Source organism: Bradyrhizobium sp. B120 (genome assembly GCF_049075665.1).
Taxonomy (GTDB): domain Bacteria; phylum Pseudomonadota; class Alphaproteobacteria; order Rhizobiales; family Xanthobacteraceae; genus Bradyrhizobium.
Map to the genome: position 1 here is coordinate 7,573,347 of NZ_CP185242.1, position 22,807 is coordinate 7,596,153.

Below are 22,807 nucleotides of genomic sequence, written 5' to 3' on the forward strand. Positions count from 1 at the left end.
TTTGTACAATTGGAGGAGTGGCATATGCGCTTTACGACATTACTCGGCATTCTGGCCGGAGCATCCGCGCTCTGGTTCACACCGGCCCAGGCGGCCGACGAGATCGTCGTCGGCTTTGCGACCGCGGCATCCGGATTCATGCAGGCCTACGACAAGCCGGCGCAGGACGCGGCGCTGATCCGGATCGATGAGATCAACAAGGCCGGCGGCCTGCTCGGCAAGAAGATCAAGCCGGTGTTTGCCGACACCAAGACCGATCAGGCCGAAGGCGCCAAAGCCGGCCTTGCGGTGCTCGATCAGGGCGCCGACCTCGTGATCGTCTCCTGTGACTACGATTTCGGCGCACCCGCGGCGCTGCAGGCGCAGGCCGCCGGCAAGGTTTCCTTCTTCCTCTGCGCCGAATCGATCAAGGCCGGCATCCCCGGCGTCGGTCCGTTCTCGTTCTCGGCCTCGGTGCTGGCGCCGGTGCAGGGCGCAACCATGTCGGAATGGGCGTACACCAAGAAGAACGCGCGCAGCTTCTATCGGCTGCTCGACAGCTGGACCGTCTACAACAAGGGCATTTGCGACGGCTTCGACTGGATGCTGCCGCGCCTGAAGGAGGCCAAGCTGGTCGGCAGCGACACCTTCAAGAACGACGACGCCTCGATCGCTTCGCAGATCACGCGGATCAAGAGCTTGCCGAAGGAACCCGACGCCATCATGCTCTGCACGATGATGCCGGGCGCCGTCTCCGCCATCAAGCAGATCCGCGCCGCCGGCATCAAGTCGATGATCCTCAACGGCTCGGGCGTCGACGGCAGCTACTGGATCAACGCCGTTCCGGATCTGTCGAACTTCTATGTTCCCGTGCAGGGCTCGGTCTACGGCGACGATCCGAACCCGAAGGTCAACGAGTTCAACAAGAAGTACAAGGAAGTCACCGGCGGCGACCCGTCCAGCCAGTACGTTTATCCGGGCTACGTCCTGATCGATGTCTGGGCCAAGGCGGTCGAACGCGCCAAATCGACCGATGCGGCGCCCGTCGTCGCCGAGCTCGAGAAGATGAAAGACGAGTCCACGCTGTTCGGGCCGCGCACCTTCAGCAAGGACATCCACCACCAGAACCAGGGCCGTTACCTGATCGTCGACACCGAGGCCGGCAAGCCGAAGGTGATCGACCAGTGGACGATCTCGGAAAAGATCCCGCTCGATTATCTGGTGTCCAAGTAACCCGGCAACGCGCTGCCCCGGGTGCGCCGGACGCACCCCGGGCGGCCGCGACGGTCGTATACAAAGCCAGTTGGAAGGAAATCAGGAGATGGTCGTGATCAACTGCGACATGGGCGAGGCCTACGGCCTCTACAAGATGGGCGACGACAAGGCATTGATGCCCCATATCGACGTCGCTAACGTCGCCTGCGGCTTTCATGCCTCCGACTTCAACCACATGCGCAAGACCGTTCAGCTCGCCAAGCAGTTCGGCGTCAAGGTCGGCGCACACCCCTCGCTGCCGGATCTGCAGGGATTTGGCCGCAGGGAGATGAAGATCGGCCGCGAGGAGCTGACCAACTGCCTGCTCTACCAGATCGGCGCCCTCAAGGCCTTCCTGGATGCCGAAGGCATGGCGCTCAATCATATCAAGCCGCACGGCGCGCTCTACGGCATGGCCTCGCGCAACGAGGACATCGCCGAAGCCGTGGCTGACGCCGCCGATGTCTACAAGGTGCCGCTGCTCGGCATGAAGGGAACGCTGCACCAGCAGGTCTATGAGCGCCGCGGCCACGCCTTCGTCGCCGAATACTACGCCGACCTCGACTACAATGCCGACGGCAGCCTGATCATCACCCGCGAGCACGAGGCGAAGGATCCGGCCGACGCCGCCACCCGATGCGCGAGAGCCGTCAACGAGGGCAAGACGCGTACGGTGGCCGGAAACGACATCGTGGTCGGCGCCGATTCGATCTGCATTCACTCCGACACGCCGAACGCCGTCGCCATCGCGGAGGCCGTCCGCGAAGCGGTTCGCCCCTATCTCACCGCGCGCTGAGTCGTCGCGGCAAGAAAACCAATTACCCACGAGGAAACCATGGCAACGCAGCAGATCTTCTCGCCGCTCCCGGGCATCTTTTACCGCAAGCCCGCCCCCGACAAGCCGTTCTACAAGAACGACGGTGACGTTGTCGCGGAGAGCGACACGATCGGGCTCATCGAGGTGATGAAATCGTTCAATGAGGTGAAGGCCGGCGCCGCCGGCAGGATCGTTCGCTTCCTGGCCGAGAACGAGGATGCCGTGATGGCCGGCCAGCCGATCGCCGAAATCGACGTTTGAGCCACCGACCAGCCATGGCGATCAAGAAGCTCCTCATAGCCAACCGTGGCGAGATCGCGGTGCGCATCATCCGCGCAGCGCGCGATCTCGGCATTGCGACGGTCCAGGTCTACAGCAAGGCCGACAAGGATTCGCTCGCGGTGAGACTAGCCGACGAGTCGGTCGATATCGGTCCGCCGCAGGCGTCGAAATCCTATCTCAACCAGGCGGCCATCCTCGCTGCGGCGCAGAGCACCTGTGCCGACGCTATTCACCCTGGCTACGGCTTCCTGGCCGAGAATGCCGAATTCGCGGCCGCGGTCGAAGCGGCCGGATTGATCTTCGTCGGTCCGACCGCGCAATCGATCCGGCTGATGGGCGATAAAGTCGCGGCGCGCGAGGCCGCCGCCTCGGCCGGCGTACCGACCGTGCCCGGCAGCCAGGGACGGCTGGAGTCGGCGGACGCGGCCTTCGCGCTGGTCGAGAAAACCGGTTTCCCTGTCATGATCAAGGCCGCCGCCGGCGGCGGCGGACGCGGCATCCGCATCGCACGCTCCGCCGAGGAATTTCATCACCTGATGCCGCAGGCGCAGGCCGAGGCGCTCGCGGCCTTCGGCGACGGCGGGCTCTACGTCGAGAAGCTGATCGAGGGCGCGCGGCACATCGAGGTCCAGGTGCTCGGCGATGGACGCGACGTGATCCATTGCTTCGAGCGCGAATGCTCGTTGCAGCGGCGCCGCCAGAAGGTCTGGGAAGAAGCCCCCTCGCCCTCACTCACCCAGGCGGTGCGTGAAAAGCTCTGCACGTCCGCCGTGGCGCTGGCCAAGGCGGTCAACTACCGTGGCGCCGGGACACTGGAATATCTCTACGACGACAGGACCGGCGAATTCTACTTCCTCGAGATGAACACCCGCATCCAGGTCGAACATCCCGTCACAGAGATGGTCACCGGCATCGACCTCGTGTGCGAAATGATCCGGATCGCCGGCGGTGAGCCGTTGCGCATTCGCCAGGACGCGGTGCGCGTCAGCGGTCATTCGATCGAGGTCCGCATCAACGCCGAGGATCCCGCCAGGAATTTCCTGCCCAATCCGGGTACGGTGAGCGCGCTCAGCCTACCTGGCGGCGATGGCGTGCGTTTCGACAGCATGCTCTATGCGGGCTACACGGTACCTCCGTTCTACGACAGTCTGCTCGGCAAGCTGATCGTGCACGACAAGGATCGGCCGAGCGCGATCAGAAAGCTCGAGCGCGCGCTTGCCGAGCTCAGCGTCGAGGGCATTTTCACGACAAAGCCCCTGCACCAGGCGCTGGCGCGCGACGCCGACGTCAAGGCCGGACGCTTCCATACGGCATGGCTCGAACCGTGGCTGGAATCCCACGCCGCCGGCCTTGCCACCACTCAGCCGCCATCGGCCGTGAAAGTCGCGCCATGATGGTGAGAGAATCCGCCCCGTCAGCAACAGGAGGCCGCTAGTCATGCAAACCCGATTTTCCTTCGGCGGCGACGAGCACATTTTCGCCGAGGTCGGCGAAGCGATGTCGCTCGAGGCCTTTTTCAAGAGCCTGTTCATCACCAATGCGGTGCGTGACGCGAAGATCAAGGGCGTCACCGAGATCTGCCCGGCAAATGCGTCCTATCAGGTCAAGTTCGATCCGGATCAGATCAAGCCCGACGATCTGCTGGCCGAGCTGAAGCGGCTGGATTCCGCATCCGAGAAATCGGAACCGGTGATCAAGACGCGGATCATCGAGATTCCCGTGCTCTACAACGATCCCTGGACGCATGAGACGTTGATGCGCTTCCGCGAGCGTCATCAGGATCCGAACGGGACTGACCTCGAATACGCCGCGCGCATCAACGGCCTCGATAGCGTCGACGCCTTCATCAAGGCGCATTCCAGCGCACCCTGGTTCGTCTCGATGGTCGGCTTCGTCGCCGGCCTGCCCTTCCTCTACCAGATGGTCGAGCGCAAGCGGCAGCTTCAGGCGCCGAAATATCTGCGCCCGCGCACCGACACGCCGAAGCTCACCGTCGGACACGGCGGCTGCTTCAGCTGCATCTACTCGGTGCGCGGCGCCGGCGGCTACCAGATGTTCGGCATCACGCCGATGCCGATCTATGATCCCAACCAGAACATCAGCTATTTGCGCGACTTCATGTGCCTGTTCAAACCGGGCGACATCGTGAAGTGGAAGCCGATCGACCGGGCGGCCTATGACGCGGCGGTCGCCGACGTCGACGCTGGCCGCTTTGCGCCCGTGATCCGCGACGTCTCGTTCTCGCTGACCGAGTTCAACCGCGACGTTGATGCCTACAACGCCAAGCTCGATGGAGTTCTCCATGGCCGTTAAGGTTTTGAAGCCGGGTCTTGCGACCACCGTCCAGGATCTCGGACGTCCGGGCTATTATCACATTGGCATCCCGCTCTCCGGCGGCATGGACCGTCACGCGCTGGTCGCAGCCAATTTGCTGGTCGGCAACGACGCCGGCTCTGCCGTGCTTGAAGCCGTGTTCATGGGACCCGAGCTCGAATTCACCGCGGACGCGACCGTCGCGGTCACCGGCGCGGAGTTGCCGCCGAAACTCGACGGCGAGCCGCGCGAAACCTGGACCAGCTTCAGGGTGAAGCGCGGCCAGATCCTCTCCTTCGACTTCCTCAAGCAGGGTGCGCGCGGCTACATCGCGGTCGCCGGCGGCATCGACGTGCCCGCCGTCCTCGGCTCGCGCTCGACCTACGCGCTTGGCGCGCTCGGTGGCTTCAAGGGCCGCAAGCTCGAGGCCGGCGACGAGCTGCCAATCGGCAGTGCGGCCGCGACGGGCAAGGATGGACGGACCGTTGCCAGGGATTTGCGCGGGCAACCGGCGGGAATGCCGACGGAACTGCGCGCCATGCCCGGTCTCTACTGGCACCGTATCACCGAGGCGGCCGGCAACGGCTTCTTCTCCGACACCTGGAAGGTCGCACCGGAAGCCGATCGGATCGGCTACCGCTTCAAGGGCGGCAAGCCGCTCGAATTCGTACCGCGCGAACCGCCGTTCGGCGCCGGCTCCGACCCGTCCAACATCACCGATGCCTGCTATCCCTACGGCTCGATCCAGGTTCCCGGCGGCACCGAACCGATCGTGCTGCATCGTGACGCAGTCTCCGGCGGTGGCTACTTCATGGTCGGGACCGTGATCGCCGCGGACATGGATCTGATCGGCCAGCTGCAGCCCAACACGCCGGTGAAGTTCGTCAAGGTCGACATGAACCAGGCGCTTGCGGCCCGCAAGAGCCGGTCGGAATTGCTGGGCAAGCTGCACAACGCGCTGGCGTAGCCGCCGGCGGCCGCGTCGCTATCCGCCAAGGACCGCGGCCACCAATCGGGGTGGCCGCGCGTATTCCAGGCTTCAGGCCGTCGGTTGCGGCCTCTCGCGCCTGATATTGACGTCACCGCGAGTTCTGCACCTGTCGGCACGAGAGTTGCAACGAATGCAGCCGGGCTGAGAAACACCGCTCGTGAGTTAGGCAACATCGGAACAACCGCGATGTCCGTTTCTCTGAAACAGATCCGCTACTTCGTCGCCGCCGCCGAAACCGGGCGCATCAGCCAGGCGGCCATCGACCTCAACGTCTCGCAATCCGCGGTCACTGCGGCCATTCAGCAGCTCGAAGCGACCGTCTGCGCCCGCCTCCTGGAGCGCGCGCCGAACGGCGTGACCGTCACCATGGAGGGCAGCCGCTTCCTGTCCCAGGGCCGTCAAATCCTCGCCGCCGTCGCCGAAGCGGTGCGGAACACACAGATATCAGCGGGACCGCTGTTCGGGACGATCCGCATCGGCGTCACCTATACCGTGTCGGGCTATTTCCTGCCGCGCCACCAGAAGCGCTTCCAGGCAAGCTTTCCCGGCATCACGATCGAGCTGTTCGAGGCGCCGCGTGACGTGCTCGAACGCGCGCTCGTCGACGGCGCGCTCGATCTCGCGGTGATGCTGGTTTCGAACCTGCGCGACAACGCCAAGCTCACCAGCGAGACACTGCTGCGATCGCCGCGCCGCCTGTGGCTTGCGCCCGAGCATCCGCTGACCCGTGCCGAGCGGGTCCATCTCGCTGAGATCGCAACCTATCCTTACGTCATGCTCACCGTCGACGAGGCCAAGCACACCTCGATGCGCTACTGGAGCAACGCTTCGCTCGAACCGAATACAATCTTCCGCACCTCCTCGGTCGAAGCCGTGCGCTCAATGGTCGCGGGCGGCATGGGGATCGCCATTCTCTCCGACCTAATCTACCGGCCCTGGTCGCTGGAGGGACAGCGGATCGAGACCCGCGTCATCGAGGACGAGGTGCCCAGCATGGATATCGGTCTTGCCTGGCGGCGCGACACCAAACCGTCGGAAGCCGCGATGGCGTTCCGCGATTTCATGCGCTTTGCGGTTGCGGGCGTGGGGCCGGCCCGGCCTCCTCTCAGCATGGATCACCCGCACCAGGCCGAGGAGGCGATCGGAATCTAGAATATCTGTTTCCGTTTTATTCGACTTGACGCCGTCCGGCAGTCCTCGCCAAACTTTGGCCGGGGACACGACGACCGGAGGCACAGCCGGCGGCGGGGAGTGAGACATGCAAGTCACCTACACGACCAACGACATCCCGTTGCAGACGCGCCGCCAGTACTGGCAGGAGGTCGTCTCGAAGACTTATTACTCGCTCGACCTGCGCTTTCCGAGCACCCGCGACTTCAATGCGCGCCTCGGCGCCTGGTCGATGGGTCCCCTCTCGGTCTCGCGAAACATCGCCAACGGCCTGCTGTACAAGCGCCATGAACGGCACCTCCTGAACGAGCGCGAGGAATCCTTCCTGATCACGGTGCCCGAACTTGCCGAAATCCGTTTCGAGCAGGACGGCAAGGTGGTGCACTGCCGGCCGGGCGCGTTCCTGATCGAGCGCAGCCATCTGCCATACGAGTTCAGCCATCAGGATCCGACGGCGCTGTGGTGTCTGAAGATCCCGAGCGCGGTGCTGCGCAGCCGGATTTCGCGGCCCGAGCGCCTCGCAACGCTGCAATTCGACGCCAGCCGCAGCGTCGGCGCGCTGTTCGTCGACACGCTGCGCCTCTCCAGTGAGCGGATCGAGGAAATGGACGAGACGGCGCGCGCGATGATGGGCAAGCACCTCATCGAGCTGCTTGCAATGGCCATCGAATCCGACGACCGCGTGCTGACCGGCCACTCGTCCTCGGTGCGCAATGGCCACCTGCTGCGCTGCGAGCAGTTCATCCGTGCCCGCCTCGACGACATGCGGCTCACGCCGCAGATGGTCGCCGACGGCTGCGGCATTTCGCTGCGCTATCTGCACCAGATCTTCGAGGGTGAGGGCCTGACCGTCTGCGCCTACATCCGCAACCAGCGGCTATCGATCTGCGACGCCCTGCTGCGCGACGCGAGCTGCCGCAAGAGCATCTCCGAAATCGCCTACCAATGGGGCTTTGCCGACCAGGCGCAATTCAGCCGCAACTATCGCGGCCGGTTCGGCTGCACCCCGAGCGAGGCGCGCGCCACCTCGCGCGCCGCCAACGCCTGAACACGGCTTCGCGACCGCACCCATCTGACCGTTTGTCTGACCGCTTCCTGGGCAGCCCGCCGCCGGTCCGGGCACGCATGGCCCGCGATGCGGTTCGCTCTCTCGCACAAGTCTTCCTGCGCTGAGCGTCAAGAAGGCGGGCCGCCGCTCTGCCTAAGATCGGCGAAACGCTTGTTCGAAAGGAAGACGCATGGTGCAGGACCTTCGTGTGCAGGACCTTCGTGTGGCTGTCGATGTCGGGGGCACGTTCACCGACATCTGCATTATGGACGAGACGACCGGCCTCATCCGCATCGAGAAGACCTCCTCCACGCGCGATCCGATCGAAGGCATCATGGGCGGCGTGTCCAAGGCCGGAATCGATCTTTCCAGGGTGGCGCTGTTCTCGCACGGCACGACGGTTGCCACCAACGCGCTGATCACGCGCCGCCTGCCCCGCACCGCCGTGGTCACGACCAAGGGGTTCCGCGACGTCATCGAGATCAGGCGCGCCAACAAGGAAGACCTCTGGGACACCTACAAGGACGTTGTTCCGCCCTACGTGCCGCGGCGCGATCGCCTGACCGTGCCCGAGCGCGTCGATGCCGGCGGCAAGGTGATCGAACCGCTCGACGTCGAAGCCGCGCGCGACGTCGCCCGCATCCTCAAGCGTCGCGGCGTCGCCGCGGTCGCGGTCTGCTTCATGAACGCCTATCTCAACGGCGCCAATGAGCGCGTGATGCGCGACATCCTGCTGGCGGAGATGTCCGACATTCCGGTGTCGATCTCCTCGCAGGTGCTTCCCGAGATCTTCGAGCACGAGCGGTTCTCGACCACGGTTGCCAACGCCGTCGTGAGCCCGGTCGTCGTCAACTACACGAGCCGGCTTGGCGAACGCCTGGCGCACGAGGGCTACACCCGCGACCTTCTGCTGCTGCACACCGGCGGCGGGGTGATGACGCCGGCGAGCGTCAAGGACTTCGCGGCGCGCCTCGCCGGCTCCGGCATCGCCGCCGGCGCCATCGCCAGTCGCTACATCGCCGGGCTGTGCGGCTTTCCCAATTCGATCGGCCTCGACATGGGCGGCACGTCCACCGACGTATCGCTTGCCTATGAGGGCCGCTCGCGCGTCACCAAGGACTGGCACATCGAATTCGGCTACCCGATCCGCTTCGCCTCGATCGAGGTGCTCACCATCGGCGCCGGCGGCGGCTCGCTGGCCTGGACCGACCCGGCCGGCTCCCTGCGCAACGGCCCGCAATCGGCCGGGGCCCATCCGGGACCGGCCTGCTACGGCAACGGCAACACCCAGCCGACCAACACCGACGCCAACGTGACGCTGGGCCGGCTCGGCACCGACCTCGCCGGCGGCAAGGTGAAGCTCGACCCCGAGCTGGCGCGGAAAGCCGTTGAGAGCGGCGTCGCCAAGCCGTTCGGCCTCGGCCTGCACGAGGCCGCAGACGCGATCGTCAAGGTCGCCAATGCCAATATGTCGGATGCGGTGCGGCTGATCTCGATCAGCCGCGGCTATGACCCGCGCGACTTTGCGCTGGTGGCGTTCGGCGGCGCCGGCGCCCTGCATGGCGTCGACGTCGCGCGCGAGCTGTCGATTCCCGTCGTGATCGTGCCGCCCAATCCCGGCGTGACCTCCGCGCTCGGATGCCTGCTCGTCGACATGCAGCACGATTTCTCGCAGAGCTGCATGGTTGACGCGGCCGACGCCGACGCCGAGGAGATCGAGGCGCAGTTCGCCGAGATTGAGAAAGCCGCGCTCGCGCGGCTCGCCCATGAGGGCGTCGCGCAGCAGGATATCGTGTTGCAGCGGTCGATCGACATGATGTATCGCGGCCAATGGCGTTCGCTCGCGGTGAACGCGCCGCAGCCGATCGGCGCGATCGCCGACCTGGTGCAAAGCTTCCACGCCGAGCACCAGCGCGAATACAATTTTCGCCGTGACAGCGCGCCGGTCAGCTTCTTCCGTCTCAATCTGAAGGCGGTCGGCGTGGTTCCCAAAGCCGAGTTTGCCGTTCACAAGCCGACCGGCGCTAGCCCCGAGCCGGTTGGCCGCCGCAGGGTCTGGTTCGAAGGCAGCGGGCTCGATACGCCCGTCTATCAGCGCGACGACCTGCCCTGCGGCTTCTCCTTTCAAGGCCCCGCGATCATCGAGCAGCTCGATGCGACGACCGTGGTGCCGCCCGGCGCCGCCGCCGAGGTCGACAAATATCTCAACATCATCATCCGCGTGAAGGAGTGAACCATGGCCGGAGCTCTCCCGCTCGACCCCGTAACCTTCGAGGTTCTGAAGAATTCCTTCATCACCAGCGTCGACCAGATGGGCGAGCAGGTGCTGCGGACCTGCTACTCCTTCGTCATCTACAACCGCGACTTCTCGAGTGCGCTGCATGACGCCAACGGCGAATGCGCGGCGCAAGGCAACCAGGATATCGCCGTCCACGTCGGCACGCTGCATTTCACCTGCAAGGACGTGATGCGCCATTTCGAAGGCGACATGCATGAGGGCGACGTCTTCGCGATCAACGATCCCTATGCCGGCGGCACGCATTTTTCCGACGTGCGGCTGATCCGTCCGATCTTCGCCGACGGCAAGATCATCGCCTTCAGCCAGTCCAACGGGCACTGGTCGGACGTCGGCGGCAGCGTGCCGGGATCGTTCGACGTCGCCGCCCGCGAGATGTTCCGCGAAGGCCTGCGCATCACGCCGGTCCGCCTGTTCGACAAGAACGGCTTGCGCAAGGACGTCGCGCATCTGATTGCCTCCAACACCCGCGATCCGGCCTCGATCATCGGTGATATCCAGGCACAGGCCGAAGCAACTGCCGTCTGCGAACGCGAGATCCTGCGTCTGGTCGGCAAATACGGCCGCGATACCGTCGAGACCGGGCTTGCCGCCGTGCAGGACTATGTCGAGCGCTCGGCACGCCAGCGCATCGCAGCGCTGCCCGACGGCGAATGGGAAACCGTCGACTACATCGACCGCGATCCGGCCGGCGGCGAAGGCATGATCCCGATCCGCATCAAGATGACGATCAAGGGCGACCGCGCGATCTACGACTTCACCGGCAGCCATCCGACCATCGGCTCGATCTACAACTCGGCGTTCGGCGCGACCTTTTCCGCTGTTGCCGCCGGCATGAAGACCTTCTTCCCCGATCTGCCGCTCAATTCCGGCTTCTACCGCTGCTTCGACATCATCGCCCCCGAAGGCTCGATCGTCGATGCCAAATGGCCGATCGCGGTCACCGGCTTCCTGATGCCGTTCGAGAAAATCATGAACTCGATCTACGAAATGTGGTCGAAGCTGATGCCGGAACGCGCGCTCGCCTGCGCCTTCAATCTCGAATATCTGCTCACCGGCGGTCTCGACGCCCGCAGCGCCGACAAGCCGATCTTCATGTTCTACGACTGGCTGCCCGGCGGCTGGGGCGGACGCAACGGCAAGGACGGCAGCAATGTCACGACCGCCTGCTTCGGCACCGGCCTGATGTCGCAGCCGGTCGAAGGCCAGGAGCGCGCCAACCCGATCCTGACCACCGAATGCGAGATCCTCAAGGACTCGCCCGGCCCCGGCAAATGGCGCGGCGGCGCCGGCGTTGTGAAGACGTCGCGGATGCTGCAGGCCGAGAAGACCGTGATCTCCTATATCTGCGACCGCGAGCGCGCCATCGTGTGGGGCATCGAGGGTGGCCTGCCGTCGATGCCGCACGGCCTGACCTTGAAGCGCGCCGGCAGCACGGCCGAGGAGCGATTGGGCTCGATCTTCTCGGACGTGTCGATCGGCGAAGGCGACGTCTTTTCGCGTCCGACCGCCGGCGGCGGCGGGTTCGGCGATCCGCTGGAGCGCGATCCGAACCTCGTGATCGAGGACATCAAGGACGACTATGTCTCGGTCGAGCGTGCCGCCAAGGATTATGGCGTCGTGGTGCACACCATCGACGCCGAGCTCTGCAACTACGAAATCGACAGGGTCGCGACCGCGGCGCTCCGAGCGAAGATCCGCTCCGAGCGCGTTGCCAATGCCCGTCTCGATCCGGAGAAGGTGGCGCAGCGCTACCGCAGCGGAGAGATCAACGCGTTCGATGTGATCCGCAGCCACGCGGTGATCCTCGACTGGGGCACCGGCGCGCTGCTTCCCGAATCCACCCGCCAATTCCGCGAAGCATTCGAGCGTCGCTCGGTCGCGATGTGGAAAGCGGGCTGATCGTCAGAAGCAGCCACGCCGCCGGCAGGCGGCGCGGTCCATGCTCCAACGAGGATTCGAGCCGTCGCCTCCCCTGCATCGCCTGCACTTTCATTCAAACCATGAGGATAGCGCTATGACGATCACGACGTGCCTTTCTTCCAACCGACTATGGCCGATGCGCTCCGTGCTCGGCATCGCCACGGTCCTCGCTCTTGCCAGCACCGCCACGCCGGCGGCGGCCGGGACCGAGACACCGTGGTTTCCAATGAAGGTCTATGACGCGTCATCCGGCACGCCGAAGCCGGCGGACTACACGCCGCTGCCGAAGGCCGAGAAGCCCTACAGGCTGTGCGTGCTGTTTCCGCACATGAAGGACAGTTTCTGGGTCGCTGTCGCCTACGGCATCGTGAAACAGGCCGAGGCGATGAACGTCAACATGAACCTCTACGAGGCCGGCGGTTACGAAAATCTGCCCAAGCAGCTTTCGCAGTTCGATGACTGCATGGCGAGCGGACCGGACGCGATCATCGTCGGCGCGATCTCCGGCGCGGGCCTCAGCAAGAAGTTCGAGGAGGCCAAGGCCAAAGGCGTGCCGGTGGTCGGCGTCACCAATCCGCTGCCGCCGAACGCGCTGCCCGCGGCCAACTACGTCGATTTCGTCGCCATGGGCGAGGTCACCGGCGACGGCCTGCTGGCGCAAACCAAGCCCGGCGACAAGCTCAACATCGTGACGTTCCCCGGTCCGGCCGGCTCGGGTTGGGCGGAATCGTTCAATGAGGGATTCAAGAAGGCCATCGCCAAGGACGCGAACGCCAAGATTCTGGCCGAGAAGTTCGGCGACTCCGGCGTCGCAGTGCAACTCCAGTTGATCCAGGACGCATTGCAAGCCTATCCCGCCATGAACGTGATCTGGGGCACCGCCCCCACCGCCGAAGCTGCCATCGGCGCCGTCGCCGAGGCCGGCCGAGGCGACCTGAAGATCGTGTCGTCCTACGAAAACCAGGCCATGCTCGACGCGCTGAACCGCGGCGACATCCTCGCCTTCGCAACCCAATATCCCGTCGGCGAAGGCGCGATCGCGATCGACCAGGCGGTGCGTCTCATCGAAGCGATTCACCGGCGTCCGTGCGCTCGACCGCGTCGACCTCGATGTCCGTGCCGGCGAGCTTCACGTCCTGTTCGGCGAGAACGGCGCCGGCAAGTCGACCCTGATCAATGTCGTATCAGGTACGTTTCCTCCCGACGAAGGCACGTTCCATTTCGGCGGCGAGGAGATCCGGCATCTGACGCCGCAGCGCGCGCGCGAGATCGGCATCAGTCCGGTGTTTCAGGAGTTCTCGCTGATCCCGAGCCTCACCGTGGAAGAAAACCTGTTCCTCGGCCGCGAAGTCACGCGCGGCGGAATGCTGCGCGCACGCGAGATGCGCAAGCGGGCCAGGGCGCTGATCGACGAGCTCGGCTTCGACCTCGACCCCGCGCAACGAATCGACGACCTGTCCCGCGCGCACCAGCAGATGGCCGAGATCGCCAAGGCCCTTCTCGGCCGCGTCCGCCTTCTGATCCTCGACGAGCCGACTGCTTCATTGACCGAACGCGAAACCGGGCGGCTGTTCGAGCTGATCGCGCGCCTGAAGAGCCAGGACGTCGGACTGATCTACGTCTCGCATCGCATGCGCGAGATCCGCGCCCTTGCCGACCGTGTGACGGTGCTGCGCGATGGCCGTCACATCCGGACTCTCGATGCCGCCAGGTCGACTGACGGCGAACTCGTGGAATTGATGACCGGCCGCACGATCGACCTGCTGTTTCCGGCCATCGCCCACCAGCCGGACAAGGTGATGGTCGACGTCGAGAACCTGACGCTCGCCGACGGCAGCGTCCGGGAGGTTAATTTCCATGCCCGGGCCGGCGAGATCACCGGCATCGCGGGCCTCGTCGGCTGCGGCAAGTCGGAGCTGATCCGCGCCATCTACGGCATCGAGCGCGCGTCAGCGGGCGCGATCCGGATCGACGGCGCGCCGTACGAATTTCCAACCCCAAGACAAAGTCTCAAGCGCGGCGTCGCCTACTTCCCCGCCAACCGGATCGCCGAAGGGCTCGCGCTGTCCCGTCCGATCCGCGAGAACGCATCGATGACCGGGCTCGACCTGCCCGCCTTCGCCCCCTTCGGCGTCTTACGGCAGGCCGCCGAACGCGTGACGATCGCGGGCATCATGGCGCAGCTGCAGCTGAGGCCGCCGAACATCGAACGGAGCGCCGGCGCACTGTCGGGCGGCAACCGTCAGAAGGTGATGCTGGGACGCGCGTTGACGCGCGAGCTGACCGTGTTCCTGTTCGACGAGCCGAGCGTCGGCATCGACGTCGGCGCCAAGCTCGAGGTCTACGAGTTCATGAAGCGCCTCGTCGAGGCCGGCGCCGCCGTGATCGTGGTGTCGTCCGAACTGCCCGAGGTGCTGGCGCTGTCGAACCGGCTCTACGTCATGCATCAGGGCCACATCGCCGCCGAGCTGACAGGCACCGCGAAGACCGAGCAGAATGTGCTTTCGAGCTTCTTCCGCGATCATCTCGCCGCGGAGGTCGCATGAACACGACCCTGGTCGCCGCAGCGCCACAGGGCTCGATCAGGCTGCGGTCGATCGCAGGCCGGATCGGGTTGCTGCCGGCCCTGCTTGTGCTGCTCGTGGCCGGCATGTCGGCGGTCGATGCACAGTTCTACGGCATCATCAACGTCCTCAACATCCTGCGCAACGCCTCGCTGCTGGCGATTGTCGCCTGCGGCCAGGCGCTGGTCATCATCGCCGGCGGATTCGATCTTTCGGTTGGCGCGGTGGTCGCGCTGGCGAGCGTCGTCACCGCCAAGACCATGGCGACCACCGCGGCCGCATTTCCCGGCTCCAACATCCTGATCATCGCAAGCGGGGTCGCAGCCGGACTCGGTTGCGGCGTCGCGGTCGGGCTCGTCAACGGCTTTTGCGTGGCAAAGCTCAAGGTCTCCGGCTTCGTGGTCACCCTGGGCACGATGTCCGCGACCGCCGGCGTCGGCCTCATGATCACCAACGGCATCCCCGTTTACGGCATGCCCGAAATATTCGTGAAGGGCTTCGGACGCGCCCAGGCATTCGGTCTGCCGACCGCCGCCCACGTCGCGCTGATCGTGATCCTGGTGATGGTGTTTGCACAGCGGCGCACGCTGTTCGGCCGCTACGTCTACGCGATCGGCGGCAATGCCGACGCCGCCGTGGTGTCGGGCGTGACGATCCAGCGCCATATCGTTGGCACCTACGTCGTCTCGAGCGTGCTTGCGGCATTGACCGGCATTCTGCTGACGGCACAGGTCGGCTCCGGCCAGGCAAGCTTTGGCGGCGACCGGATGATGCTGCAGTCGATCGCCGCCGCCGTGATCGGCGGCGTCAGCTTGCGCGGTGGCGTCGGACGCATCGAGATTGTCGCCATCAGCGCGCTGTTCCTGACCATTCTTGGCAACGCACTCAACCTCCTGCACGTCGACTCGCGGCTTCAGCCGGTCTTCCTCGGCGTCATCATGGTCGCAGCCGTGGCGCTCGACGAACTCGGCCGACGGAGCAAGCCGCGTGTCTGACCTCGAATTGACCGTCGCCGCCAAGGACACCGACCGGCCGAAACTGACGCTGGGCCGCCGGCTCTGGAGCGCCGTGCTGCCGGTTGCATTGGCGATGCTGTTGCTCGGCTTCGCCGCGGTCGACCGCGGGGTGCTGTCGCCGGCTAATCTGCTCAACATCGCACAGCAGACCAGCTATCTGGCGCTGTTCGCGATGGCGCAGACCGTGGTCATCCTGACGCGCGGCTTCGACCTTGCACTCGGCCCGACGGTGTCGATGGTCAGCGTCGGAAGCGCGCTCGCGATGGCCGGCGCCACGGCGTCTGGCCACGGCGCGGGCGCCGTGCTACTCGCCGGGCTCGGCGCCGGCTTCGCCCTCGGCATCGCGTGCGGTCTCTTCAACGGCGTGGTCGTCGCGCTGCTCGGGGTCAATCCCTTCGTCGCGACCCTCGGCAGCTACAATATCGCGATCGGGATTGCGACCACCCTTTCGGCCGGACGGCCGGTACAAGGCGTGCCGGCGCCGTTCTCGCAGATCTTCTACAGCGGCAGCATCTTCGGCGTGCCGGCGGCGATTGTGATCACCCTCGCAGTCGGCATCGCGCTTCATTTTCTGTTGGCGCGCACGGTGTTCGGCCGGTCGCTCTATCTGATCGGCACCAACCCGCGTGCCGCGGCGGTCGCCGGCCTGCCGGTCAAACGCATTTTGGTCGCGACCTATGTGCTGTGCTCGGGACTTGCCGCGCTCGGTGCGATCATGATGACGGCGCGGACCGGATCGGGCGAACCGAACCTCGGCGGCGCGCTCTCGCTGCAGGCGATCGCCGGCGCCGTGGTCGGCGGAACCAGCCTGGCAGGCGGACGCGGCGGCGTCGGCACCGCCGTGCTCGGCGCCCTGTTCATCACCATTCTCTCCAACGGCATGAACCTCACCCGGATCGACGGATACGTCCAGATGGTCGTCCTCGGCGCGATCGTCATCATCGGCGTGCTGCTGGATCGCCTGCGGCAGGAGCGGCGCCAATGATGTCAGGCTCTCCCATCCAGAACGTCCCGGTCTCGTCGTGCGATGCGCCGGCATCGATCTATGTCGCGCCCTCGCTCGCAGCCGGGCTCGATGCACTGAGCGAATACGGTGCCGCTGGTGCTCCCTTGGCCGGCGGCACATGGATTATGAGATCGCCGATCCGGCACGAGCCGCTCAGGACCCACTATGTCGCCATCGGAAGGATCGCCGAGCTGACCGCGGTCCGGATCGGCGGCGGTGCCATCGAGATCGGCGCGGCGGTCACGCACGCGGCGCTTGCGACAGCCTTGGCCGACCTTCCGGAATTTTCCGGTCTCGCCGCAGCCGCCGGCGGCTCCGCGAACCCGGCGATCCGCGCGATGGCGACGATCGGCGGCAATCTCGCGACGGCGGAATTCGCCGCGGCGGATTGCGTGCCGGCGCTGCTCTGCCTCGATGCCGATGTCGAGATCTCCGGCCGCGACGGTCGCGAGCGCATCGGCCTGGCGCATTTCCTCGCGGTCCGATCAACGCTCGCACCCGGCCGCCTGGTGACACGGATCATTGTGCCTCGGGCAGAACGCAAGACGGCCCATGCCCGCCTGCCGCTGCGCCGAGCGGGTGACTATCCGGTCGCCATCGTCAGCCTGTCGCTCAGCCTCGATGCGGCGAACCGCGTCGAGGCGGCGCGGGTCGCGGTCGGATCAGTCGAACCCAGTGCGCGCCGCTGGCCACGGCTTGAAGCGGCGCTGATCGGACATCCGCTCGACGCCGCAGCGGCGGCGCGTCGTGCGGCCGAACTGGCTGACGAGTTCGTCGGCCGCGACAGCGTCGATGCGCCGGCCTGGTATCGCGTCAGCGTGCTACCCGGCCTCGTCCGCCGCGCCGCGATCGCTGCACTTGGCTCATGAACGCGCGGAGATGACATGGGATTCAACCTGACCGTCAACGGCGATCGCGTTTCCTCTGTGGCCGATGCTGCCACCCCGCTGGTCGATATCCTGCGCGAAGAGATGCATCTGACCGGCGCGAAACCTGTCTGTCGCGAGGGCTTTTGCGGCGCCTGCATGGTGCTGGTCGACGGCGAGCCCACGCCATCGTGCCTGCTGCCCGCTGCGCTGGCCGATGGCCGCGAGATCCGCACCGTCGAAGGCCTTGCACCTCAGGGAACGCTGAACCGCATCCAGGCCGCGCTCGAGGCCAGCGATGCCGTCCAATGCGGCATGTGCTTTCCCGGCATGGTGGTGAGCCTGACGCATCTCCTGACGACCCGGCCTGACGCCACCCGTGACGATATCCTGATGGCGCTGACCGGAAATATCTGCCGCTGCACGGGCTATGAACGCATCGTCGAGGCGACACTGCTCGCCTTGGCCACGGCATGATCGGGGGCGCAAGCATGTCAAACGTTTCCGCGACGATGGATTTGCGCCGGCGTGACGCCGCCGACAAGCTGCGTGGCCGCACCCGCTACACCATCGACCGGTATCTGCCGGGCATGCTGCATGCCGCGGTGCTGCGCGCCGGCGTCCCGGCGGGGCGGATCGTTCGTCTCGATACCTCCAGAGCCGCCCGCATGCCGGGCGTGCGGGCGATCGTGACGGCGGCCGATGCGCCCGGCATGATCGGGATCGGCATCGCCGATCACCCGCTCTTCGCCCGCGACGTCATCCGCTACGACGGCGAGCCGCTCGCCGCGGTCGCAGCCGCCACATTGGCGCAGGCGCAGGCCGCACTCGCGGCGATCGACGTGGAGATCGAGCCGCTCCCAGCAGTCCTGACCATGGCGGATGCGCTGGCATCGGGTGCGTCACTGGTTCATCCGGATTGGCGCAGCTATGAGGTCTTGCTCGAAGGCAGCGCGCGTGGCGGCAACGTCGCCTGGGAGGCGACCGTCGTTCGCGGCGACGTCGATGCCGCCTTTGCCCGGCCCGACGTCGAGATCGTCGAAAGCTGTTTCCGCGTCGGGCGGCAGAACCATGTGGCCTTCGAGCCGCGCGCCGTCGTCGCGAGCTACGAAGATGGGCGCTTCCACATCGAGACGTCGACGCAAGTTCCCTGGAGCGTCCGCAACGCAACCGCGCGCCTGCTGGGCGTATCTGCGTCGCAGGTCCGCGTCACGGTACCGCCGGTCGGTGGCGGCTTCGGCCTGAAGTTCGATCTGGCCGTTGAACCCTTCGCCGCCCTGCTCGCCCGCGCCAGCGGCCGGCCGGTGCGCCTCGTCAATTCGCGCGAGGAGGAGATGCTGACCTGCCTGTTCCGCGAGAACGCCGACATCCGCATCCGCTCGGCGGTGACGCGCGTGGGAGACATCGTGGGGCGCGAGGCGGTCGTCCTGATGGACTGCGGCGCCTATGGCGGCGAACAGATCTTCCTGACCACCATGACCGCGCACACGCTGGGCGGAAACTACAGGCTTGGAAGTGTGCGCATGGTCTCGCGCGCGATCTATACCAACACGGCGCCGAACGGCGCGTTCCGCTGCTGCAACGGGGTCTACAACACCTTTGCGCTCGAGCGCCACACCGACGAGATCGCGGCGAGGATCGGAATGGATCCGCTTGCCTTCCGCCGTCGCAACGTGCTCGGCGACAAGGATCTCGGCGCCACCGGCCAGGTATTCGAAGGCGATGTGCTCGGCCCGATGCTCGAGCGGATGGATACGCTGCGCGATGCGGCCGCGCCGCCGCCGGCGCGCACCGACGGCCGGCTCTATGGACGCGCGACCACCGTCGGCACCTGGTTCGTCTTCGTCGGCCCATCGGCCGCGACGGTGAACATGAATGCCGACGGCACGGCGACGCTGGTCACGTCGGGTGTGGAGATTGGATCCGGCTCGATGATGCAGAGCCTGCCGCAGATCGTGGCCAGCACGCTCGGCATCGCACCCGAGCATGTGATCGTCCGCGCCGCCGATACCGATGCAGCCGGTTATGACGTCGGCGTCGGCGGCGGCCGTACCACGGTTTCGCTCGGCGCGGCCAGCCTGTCGGCCGCGCAGGAGGTGCGCACGAAGCTCTTGAAGGTCGCCTCCGAGATGATCGAGGCTGCGCCCGATGATCTCGTGATGCGCGACGGGCGGATCGAGATCGCCGGCGCGCCAGGCTCCGGCCATACGATCGCGCAGGTCGCGACCCGCGCCCAGGCGCTGGCCGGCCCGGTGTCCGGCATCGGCGCCTTCACCGGCGCCGGCGTGCCGGCGATGCCGGGCTGCGTCGCCGGGCATTTCATCGACGCGATCGATATCCCCGTCTTCGCGGTCCACGACTGCGAGGTCGCCGTCGATCCGGAAACCGGACATGTCGAGGTGCTCAGCTATCGCGTGGTGCAGGACGTCGGCCGCGCGCTGAACCCGCGCGCCATCCATGGCCAGATCCAGGGCGGTGTCGTGCAGGGGCTGGGTTATGCGTTGCACGAGGAAGTCACGATCGGCAGCAACGGCCGTGTCTGCCAGAGCGGTTTCGAGACCTATCGCGTGCCGCTGGCGCTCGATGTGGTGCCGGTGGAGATCAGCCTCTACGAGGGTGCGCCGTCGATCGGACCGCTCGGGACCAAGGGTGCCGGCGAGGTGCCGATCCTGAATGTCGGAGCGGCCGTCGCATGCGCAGTTGCAAACGCCACGGGCAAGCGCGTCCAGGCGCTTCCATTAACCCCGCCACGCGTGCTCGAACTCCTGCTCGATCGCAAGCAGGATCTGACCCTTCCCCACATTGCCGATGCGTGGGCCGACAATCTGATACGTTCGCATCAGACAGCTCCCAATACATAGCGACAAGCTGGCGGCAGACCGGGCCGCTTCCTGACATCTACCCTCGCGACAGCGTGGGAGCCACCAGCCAGCGCAGCTTCGCTTTAGGCTCGCCGCGCGTCCGTCCAGCTCGTCAACGCGGTCGGCAGTCGCTAGACCCAGCCGCCGTCGACGATGTGGCTCTGGTTGGTGCAGGCGCCGCTGTCATCGGCGGCGAAAAAGAGGACGACGCGGGCGATGTCGTCAGGCACGAGCTTGCGCTTGAGACATTGGCGCTGCATCAGCTCGGCCACACCTTCGGGCGTCAACCACAGATCCTGCTGCCGCCGGGTCATGATCCATCCCGGCAGGATGGAGTTGACCCGCACGTTGTGCGGCCCGAGATCGCGGGCCAGTGCGCGGGTGAGACCCTGAACCGCTGATTTCGCCGTGGTGTAGCAGGGCATGTTGCCCTGACCGATCACCCAGCTCACCGAGCCGATGTTGACGATCGAACCGCCGCCTGCCTGTTTCATGTCGGGTACGACCGCCTGAGCGCTGAAGAACTGATGCTTCAGGTTGACGGCGATCCGCTCGTCCCAGAATTCCGGCGTCACGTCCTCGATCGCGTGACGGTCGTCGCGCGCCGCATTGTTGACCAGGATGGTGATCGGCCCGAGCGCCTCGCGGATGCCGGCAATCGCGCGTCGCAGTGCGGCGATGTCGCGCAGGTCGGCGTGTTCGAAGTGCACGCGGGCATGCGCTCCCAAATCGGACAGCAGCTGCTCCGAGGACGTCACATCGATATCGATGAATCCGACCCGCGCGCCCTGGCTGATGAACTGGCGGACGATGGCCTCGCCGATGCCGGAACCGCCACCGGTTACCAGGACGGTCCGGTCCTTGAGGCTTGGATAGATGGCACCCTGCATTGGCATTCTCTCGCTTTGGCGCCTGAAGCGCGTCGGTTGCTGTGCTGCGGCTCCAGCCAAGAGCCACAGCTCCCGAGGTTCACTCGGTCGTCTCCATGTGGTTTCGGTCCACGACCCGCAGCGTCCGCCGCACCATGCCGTCGACAATCGTCGCCGACTCGCTTGGACGCACATGGATCGCGGTAGACTTGAGCAGCCACGGCAACACTGCCCGCTCGAGCCGCTCCTCATAGGCACCGCGCATCATGTCGAATGCCTGCAGGCCCGGACCCGCAAGGATGATGTGATTTGGGCGCAGCACCGATATCGTCGTGGCGACCGCATCGGCAAGCGCGTGGCCTGCCTGCCGGAATAACTGCTCGAGACGGGGATCGCCGGCACGCGCCCGCGCGCGCAGCAGAGCCATCTGCGCCTCGGACGGCTGCTGCGACACCGCCGGCGGCAGGTCGAGAAAGGTACGCGCGTCGCGGTAGAGCGCATAGTCGGCGAGATGGGCCTCGATGCAGCCGCGCTGACCGCAGCGGCATTGCGGACCGTTCGGCGCCAGCTTGACATGGCCGATCTCACTGCCTGCGCCGGCACCGTCGCGCGCTTCACCGTCGACAACGACGCCCATGCCGACGCCGTGGCCCACCATGATCGTGGCCGTGAGGCCCTGCGCCAGCGCCGGCTCGGCGGCTGCGAGCGCCAGCGCAACCGCAACCGCGTCGTTCGCCATCACGACTTCGACGCCGAATGCCTGGCGGACCGGCGTCGCCAGATCGACGTCGGTGATCGACAGCGCCGGGCTCCACAGATGCCGGCCAGTGTCGGAGTCAACGATGCCCTGCAACGCAATCCCGATTCCCAACAGCCGATCTCGCGGCGTGGCCGTCGCATCAAGCATGGCGTCGATCTGCGCGATCACGAGATCGCACAACGCGGCTGCATCGAGCGCGCGTGTCGTCAGCTCAAGTCGCGACTGCGCCAGGGCGGAGCCGCTGAAATCGGCGATCAATGTCTCGATCAGATTCATGCGCAGCGAGACCGCAATGATGCGGCCAAACTCGGGGTTCAGGGTCAGCAGGACCGCCGGCCGTCCGCGGCGGCGGCCGTTCAAGCCATCCGTATCCTCTTCGTCGGTATCGTCGGGCCACAACGTCGCCGTCTCGATCACTGCTTCGCACAGCAGGTCTTCCGCCATCAGTTTCGACGTGATGGCCGAAATGGCCGGGAAGCTCAGCCCCGTGCTGCGTGCGAGCTCGACGCGCGGCAATGGCCCCTGACGCCGCAAGACTTCGACGAGCCGGCCGCGGTTCGATCCGCGGGCCAAACTCGAAGCGCGTCTCAGCGGTTCGGGCTGTTCATTCATATCGGCTTTTTTAATTCGCTTGATAAAGTTATTCAACGCGAGCAACTCATATAATGGTCAAAAGGCGTCGATAGTGGCAACAATACATCACCGTAACACTATTATTGCTTGAAGATACGGGCAACGACATCCTTGACTGGACATTTTGCCGCGCTAATTTATTAGTTACGTGAATAAAAT

At 65.8% G+C, this 22,807-nt stretch carries 18 protein-coding genes and 1 pseudogene; 17 read left to right on the forward strand and 2 right to left on the reverse strand.

The genetic code is table 11. From position 1 onward, the window contains the following. The first annotated feature begins 24 nt into the window (after positions 1-24). From ACOIX3_RS35230 to ACOIX3_RS35310, 17 genes and pseudogenes are all read left to right on the forward strand, one after another. Positions 25-1,212 carry an ABC transporter substrate-binding protein gene (locus tag ACOIX3_RS35230; protein WP_420966651.1) on the forward strand — a complete coding sequence of 396 codons (1,188 nt, stop codon included), beginning with the start codon at positions 25-27 and terminating at the stop codon, positions 1,210-1,212. A gap of 88 nt (positions 1,213-1,300) precedes the next feature. Next, on the forward strand, positions 1,301-2,029 hold the full coding sequence (locus tag ACOIX3_RS35235) for a LamB/YcsF family protein (protein WP_092124377.1): 729 nt from the start codon (positions 1,301-1,303) through the stop codon (positions 2,027-2,029). 39 nt (positions 2,030-2,068) lie between these two features. Continuing rightward, on the forward strand, positions 2,069-2,311 hold the full coding sequence (locus tag ACOIX3_RS35240) for an acetyl-CoA carboxylase (RefSeq protein ID WP_420966652.1): 243 nt from the start codon (positions 2,069-2,071) through the stop codon (positions 2,309-2,311). 14 nt (positions 2,312-2,325) lie between these two features. Next, a complete protein-coding gene (locus ACOIX3_RS35245) occupies positions 2,326-3,726 on the forward strand; it encodes an acetyl-CoA carboxylase biotin carboxylase subunit (protein ID WP_420966653.1) in 1,401 nt (466 codons plus the stop codon). A 43-nt stretch (positions 3,727-3,769) separates the two neighbouring features. Beyond that, the gene (locus ACOIX3_RS35250) at positions 3,770-4,645 is read left to right on the forward strand and encodes a 5-oxoprolinase subunit B family protein (protein ID WP_092124374.1); all 876 of its coding nucleotides are present in this window, start codon (positions 3,770-3,772) and stop codon (positions 4,643-4,645) included. Then, a complete protein-coding gene (locus tag ACOIX3_RS35255; protein WP_420966654.1) occupies positions 4,635-5,612 on the forward strand; it encodes a biotin-dependent carboxyltransferase family protein in 978 nt (325 codons plus the stop codon). The genes ACOIX3_RS35250 and ACOIX3_RS35255 overlap by 11 nt, the downstream gene beginning before the upstream one ends. Positions 5,613-5,822: 210 nt before the next feature. Next, positions 5,823-6,788, forward strand: a complete 966-nt coding sequence (locus ACOIX3_RS35260) for a LysR family transcriptional regulator (protein ID WP_420966655.1) — start codon at positions 5,823-5,825, stop codon at positions 6,786-6,788. 106 nt (positions 6,789-6,894) lie between these two features. Beyond that, positions 6,895-7,854: a helix-turn-helix domain-containing protein gene (locus ACOIX3_RS35265; protein ID WP_420966656.1), complete on the forward strand. Its 960-nt coding sequence runs from the start codon at positions 6,895-6,897 to the stop codon at positions 7,852-7,854. Positions 7,855-8,044: 190 nt separating this feature from the next. Continuing rightward, complete coding sequence (locus ACOIX3_RS35270; RefSeq protein ID WP_420966657.1) at positions 8,045-10,087, forward strand: hydantoinase/oxoprolinase family protein; 2,043 nt, start codon at positions 8,045-8,047, stop codon at positions 10,085-10,087. Between the two features lie 3 nt (positions 10,088-10,090). Next, positions 10,091-12,052 carry a hydantoinase B/oxoprolinase family protein gene (locus ACOIX3_RS35275; protein WP_420966658.1) on the forward strand — a complete coding sequence of 654 codons (1,962 nt, stop codon included), beginning with the start codon at positions 10,091-10,093 and terminating at the stop codon, positions 12,050-12,052. 247 nt (positions 12,053-12,299) lie between these two features. Then, a pseudogene (torT, locus tag ACOIX3_RS35280) lies at positions 12,300-13,085 on the forward strand (TMAO reductase system periplasmic protein TorT); the annotation flags it as partial. A gap of 4 nt (positions 13,086-13,089) precedes the next feature. Next, positions 13,090-14,619 carry a sugar ABC transporter ATP-binding protein gene (locus ACOIX3_RS35285; RefSeq protein ID WP_420971870.1) on the forward strand — a complete coding sequence of 510 codons (1,530 nt, stop codon included), beginning with the start codon at positions 13,090-13,092 and terminating at the stop codon, positions 14,617-14,619. Continuing rightward, complete coding sequence (locus ACOIX3_RS35290; RefSeq protein ID WP_420966659.1) at positions 14,616-15,632, forward strand: ABC transporter permease; 1,017 nt, start codon at positions 14,616-14,618, stop codon at positions 15,630-15,632. The genes ACOIX3_RS35285 and ACOIX3_RS35290 overlap by 4 nt, the downstream gene beginning before the upstream one ends. Beyond that, positions 15,625-16,638 (forward strand): ABC transporter permease, encoded by a 1,014-nt coding sequence (locus ACOIX3_RS35295; RefSeq protein ID WP_420966660.1) that lies wholly within the window; start codon positions 15,625-15,627, stop codon positions 16,636-16,638. The genes ACOIX3_RS35290 and ACOIX3_RS35295 overlap by 8 nt, the downstream gene beginning before the upstream one ends. Next, positions 16,635-17,528, forward strand: a complete 894-nt coding sequence (locus ACOIX3_RS35300) for an FAD binding domain-containing protein (protein WP_420966661.1) — start codon at positions 16,635-16,637, stop codon at positions 17,526-17,528. Before ACOIX3_RS35295 ends, ACOIX3_RS35300 begins: the two co-directional genes overlap by 4 nt. Before the next feature lie 15 nt (positions 17,529-17,543). Next, positions 17,544-18,002 (forward strand): (2Fe-2S)-binding protein, encoded by a 459-nt coding sequence (locus ACOIX3_RS35305; protein WP_420966662.1) that lies wholly within the window; start codon positions 17,544-17,546, stop codon positions 18,000-18,002. Positions 18,003-18,016: 14 nt separating this feature from the next. Further along, complete coding sequence (locus tag ACOIX3_RS35310; protein ID WP_420966663.1) at positions 18,017-20,386, forward strand: xanthine dehydrogenase family protein molybdopterin-binding subunit; 2,370 nt, start codon at positions 18,017-18,019, stop codon at positions 20,384-20,386. Positions 20,387-20,517: 131 nt separating this feature from the next. On the opposite strand, the gene ACOIX3_RS35315 is transcribed toward ACOIX3_RS35310, so the two are convergent. Further along, a complete protein-coding gene (locus ACOIX3_RS35315; protein ID WP_420966664.1) occupies positions 20,518-21,276 on the reverse strand; it encodes an SDR family NAD(P)-dependent oxidoreductase in 759 nt (252 codons plus the stop codon). 79 nt (positions 21,277-21,355) lie between these two features. Continuing rightward, the gene (locus ACOIX3_RS35320; RefSeq protein ID WP_420966665.1) at positions 21,356-22,627 is read right to left on the reverse strand and encodes an ROK family protein; all 1,272 of its coding nucleotides are present in this window, start codon (positions 22,625-22,627) and stop codon (positions 21,356-21,358) included. Positions 22,628-22,807 lie beyond the last annotated feature (180 nt).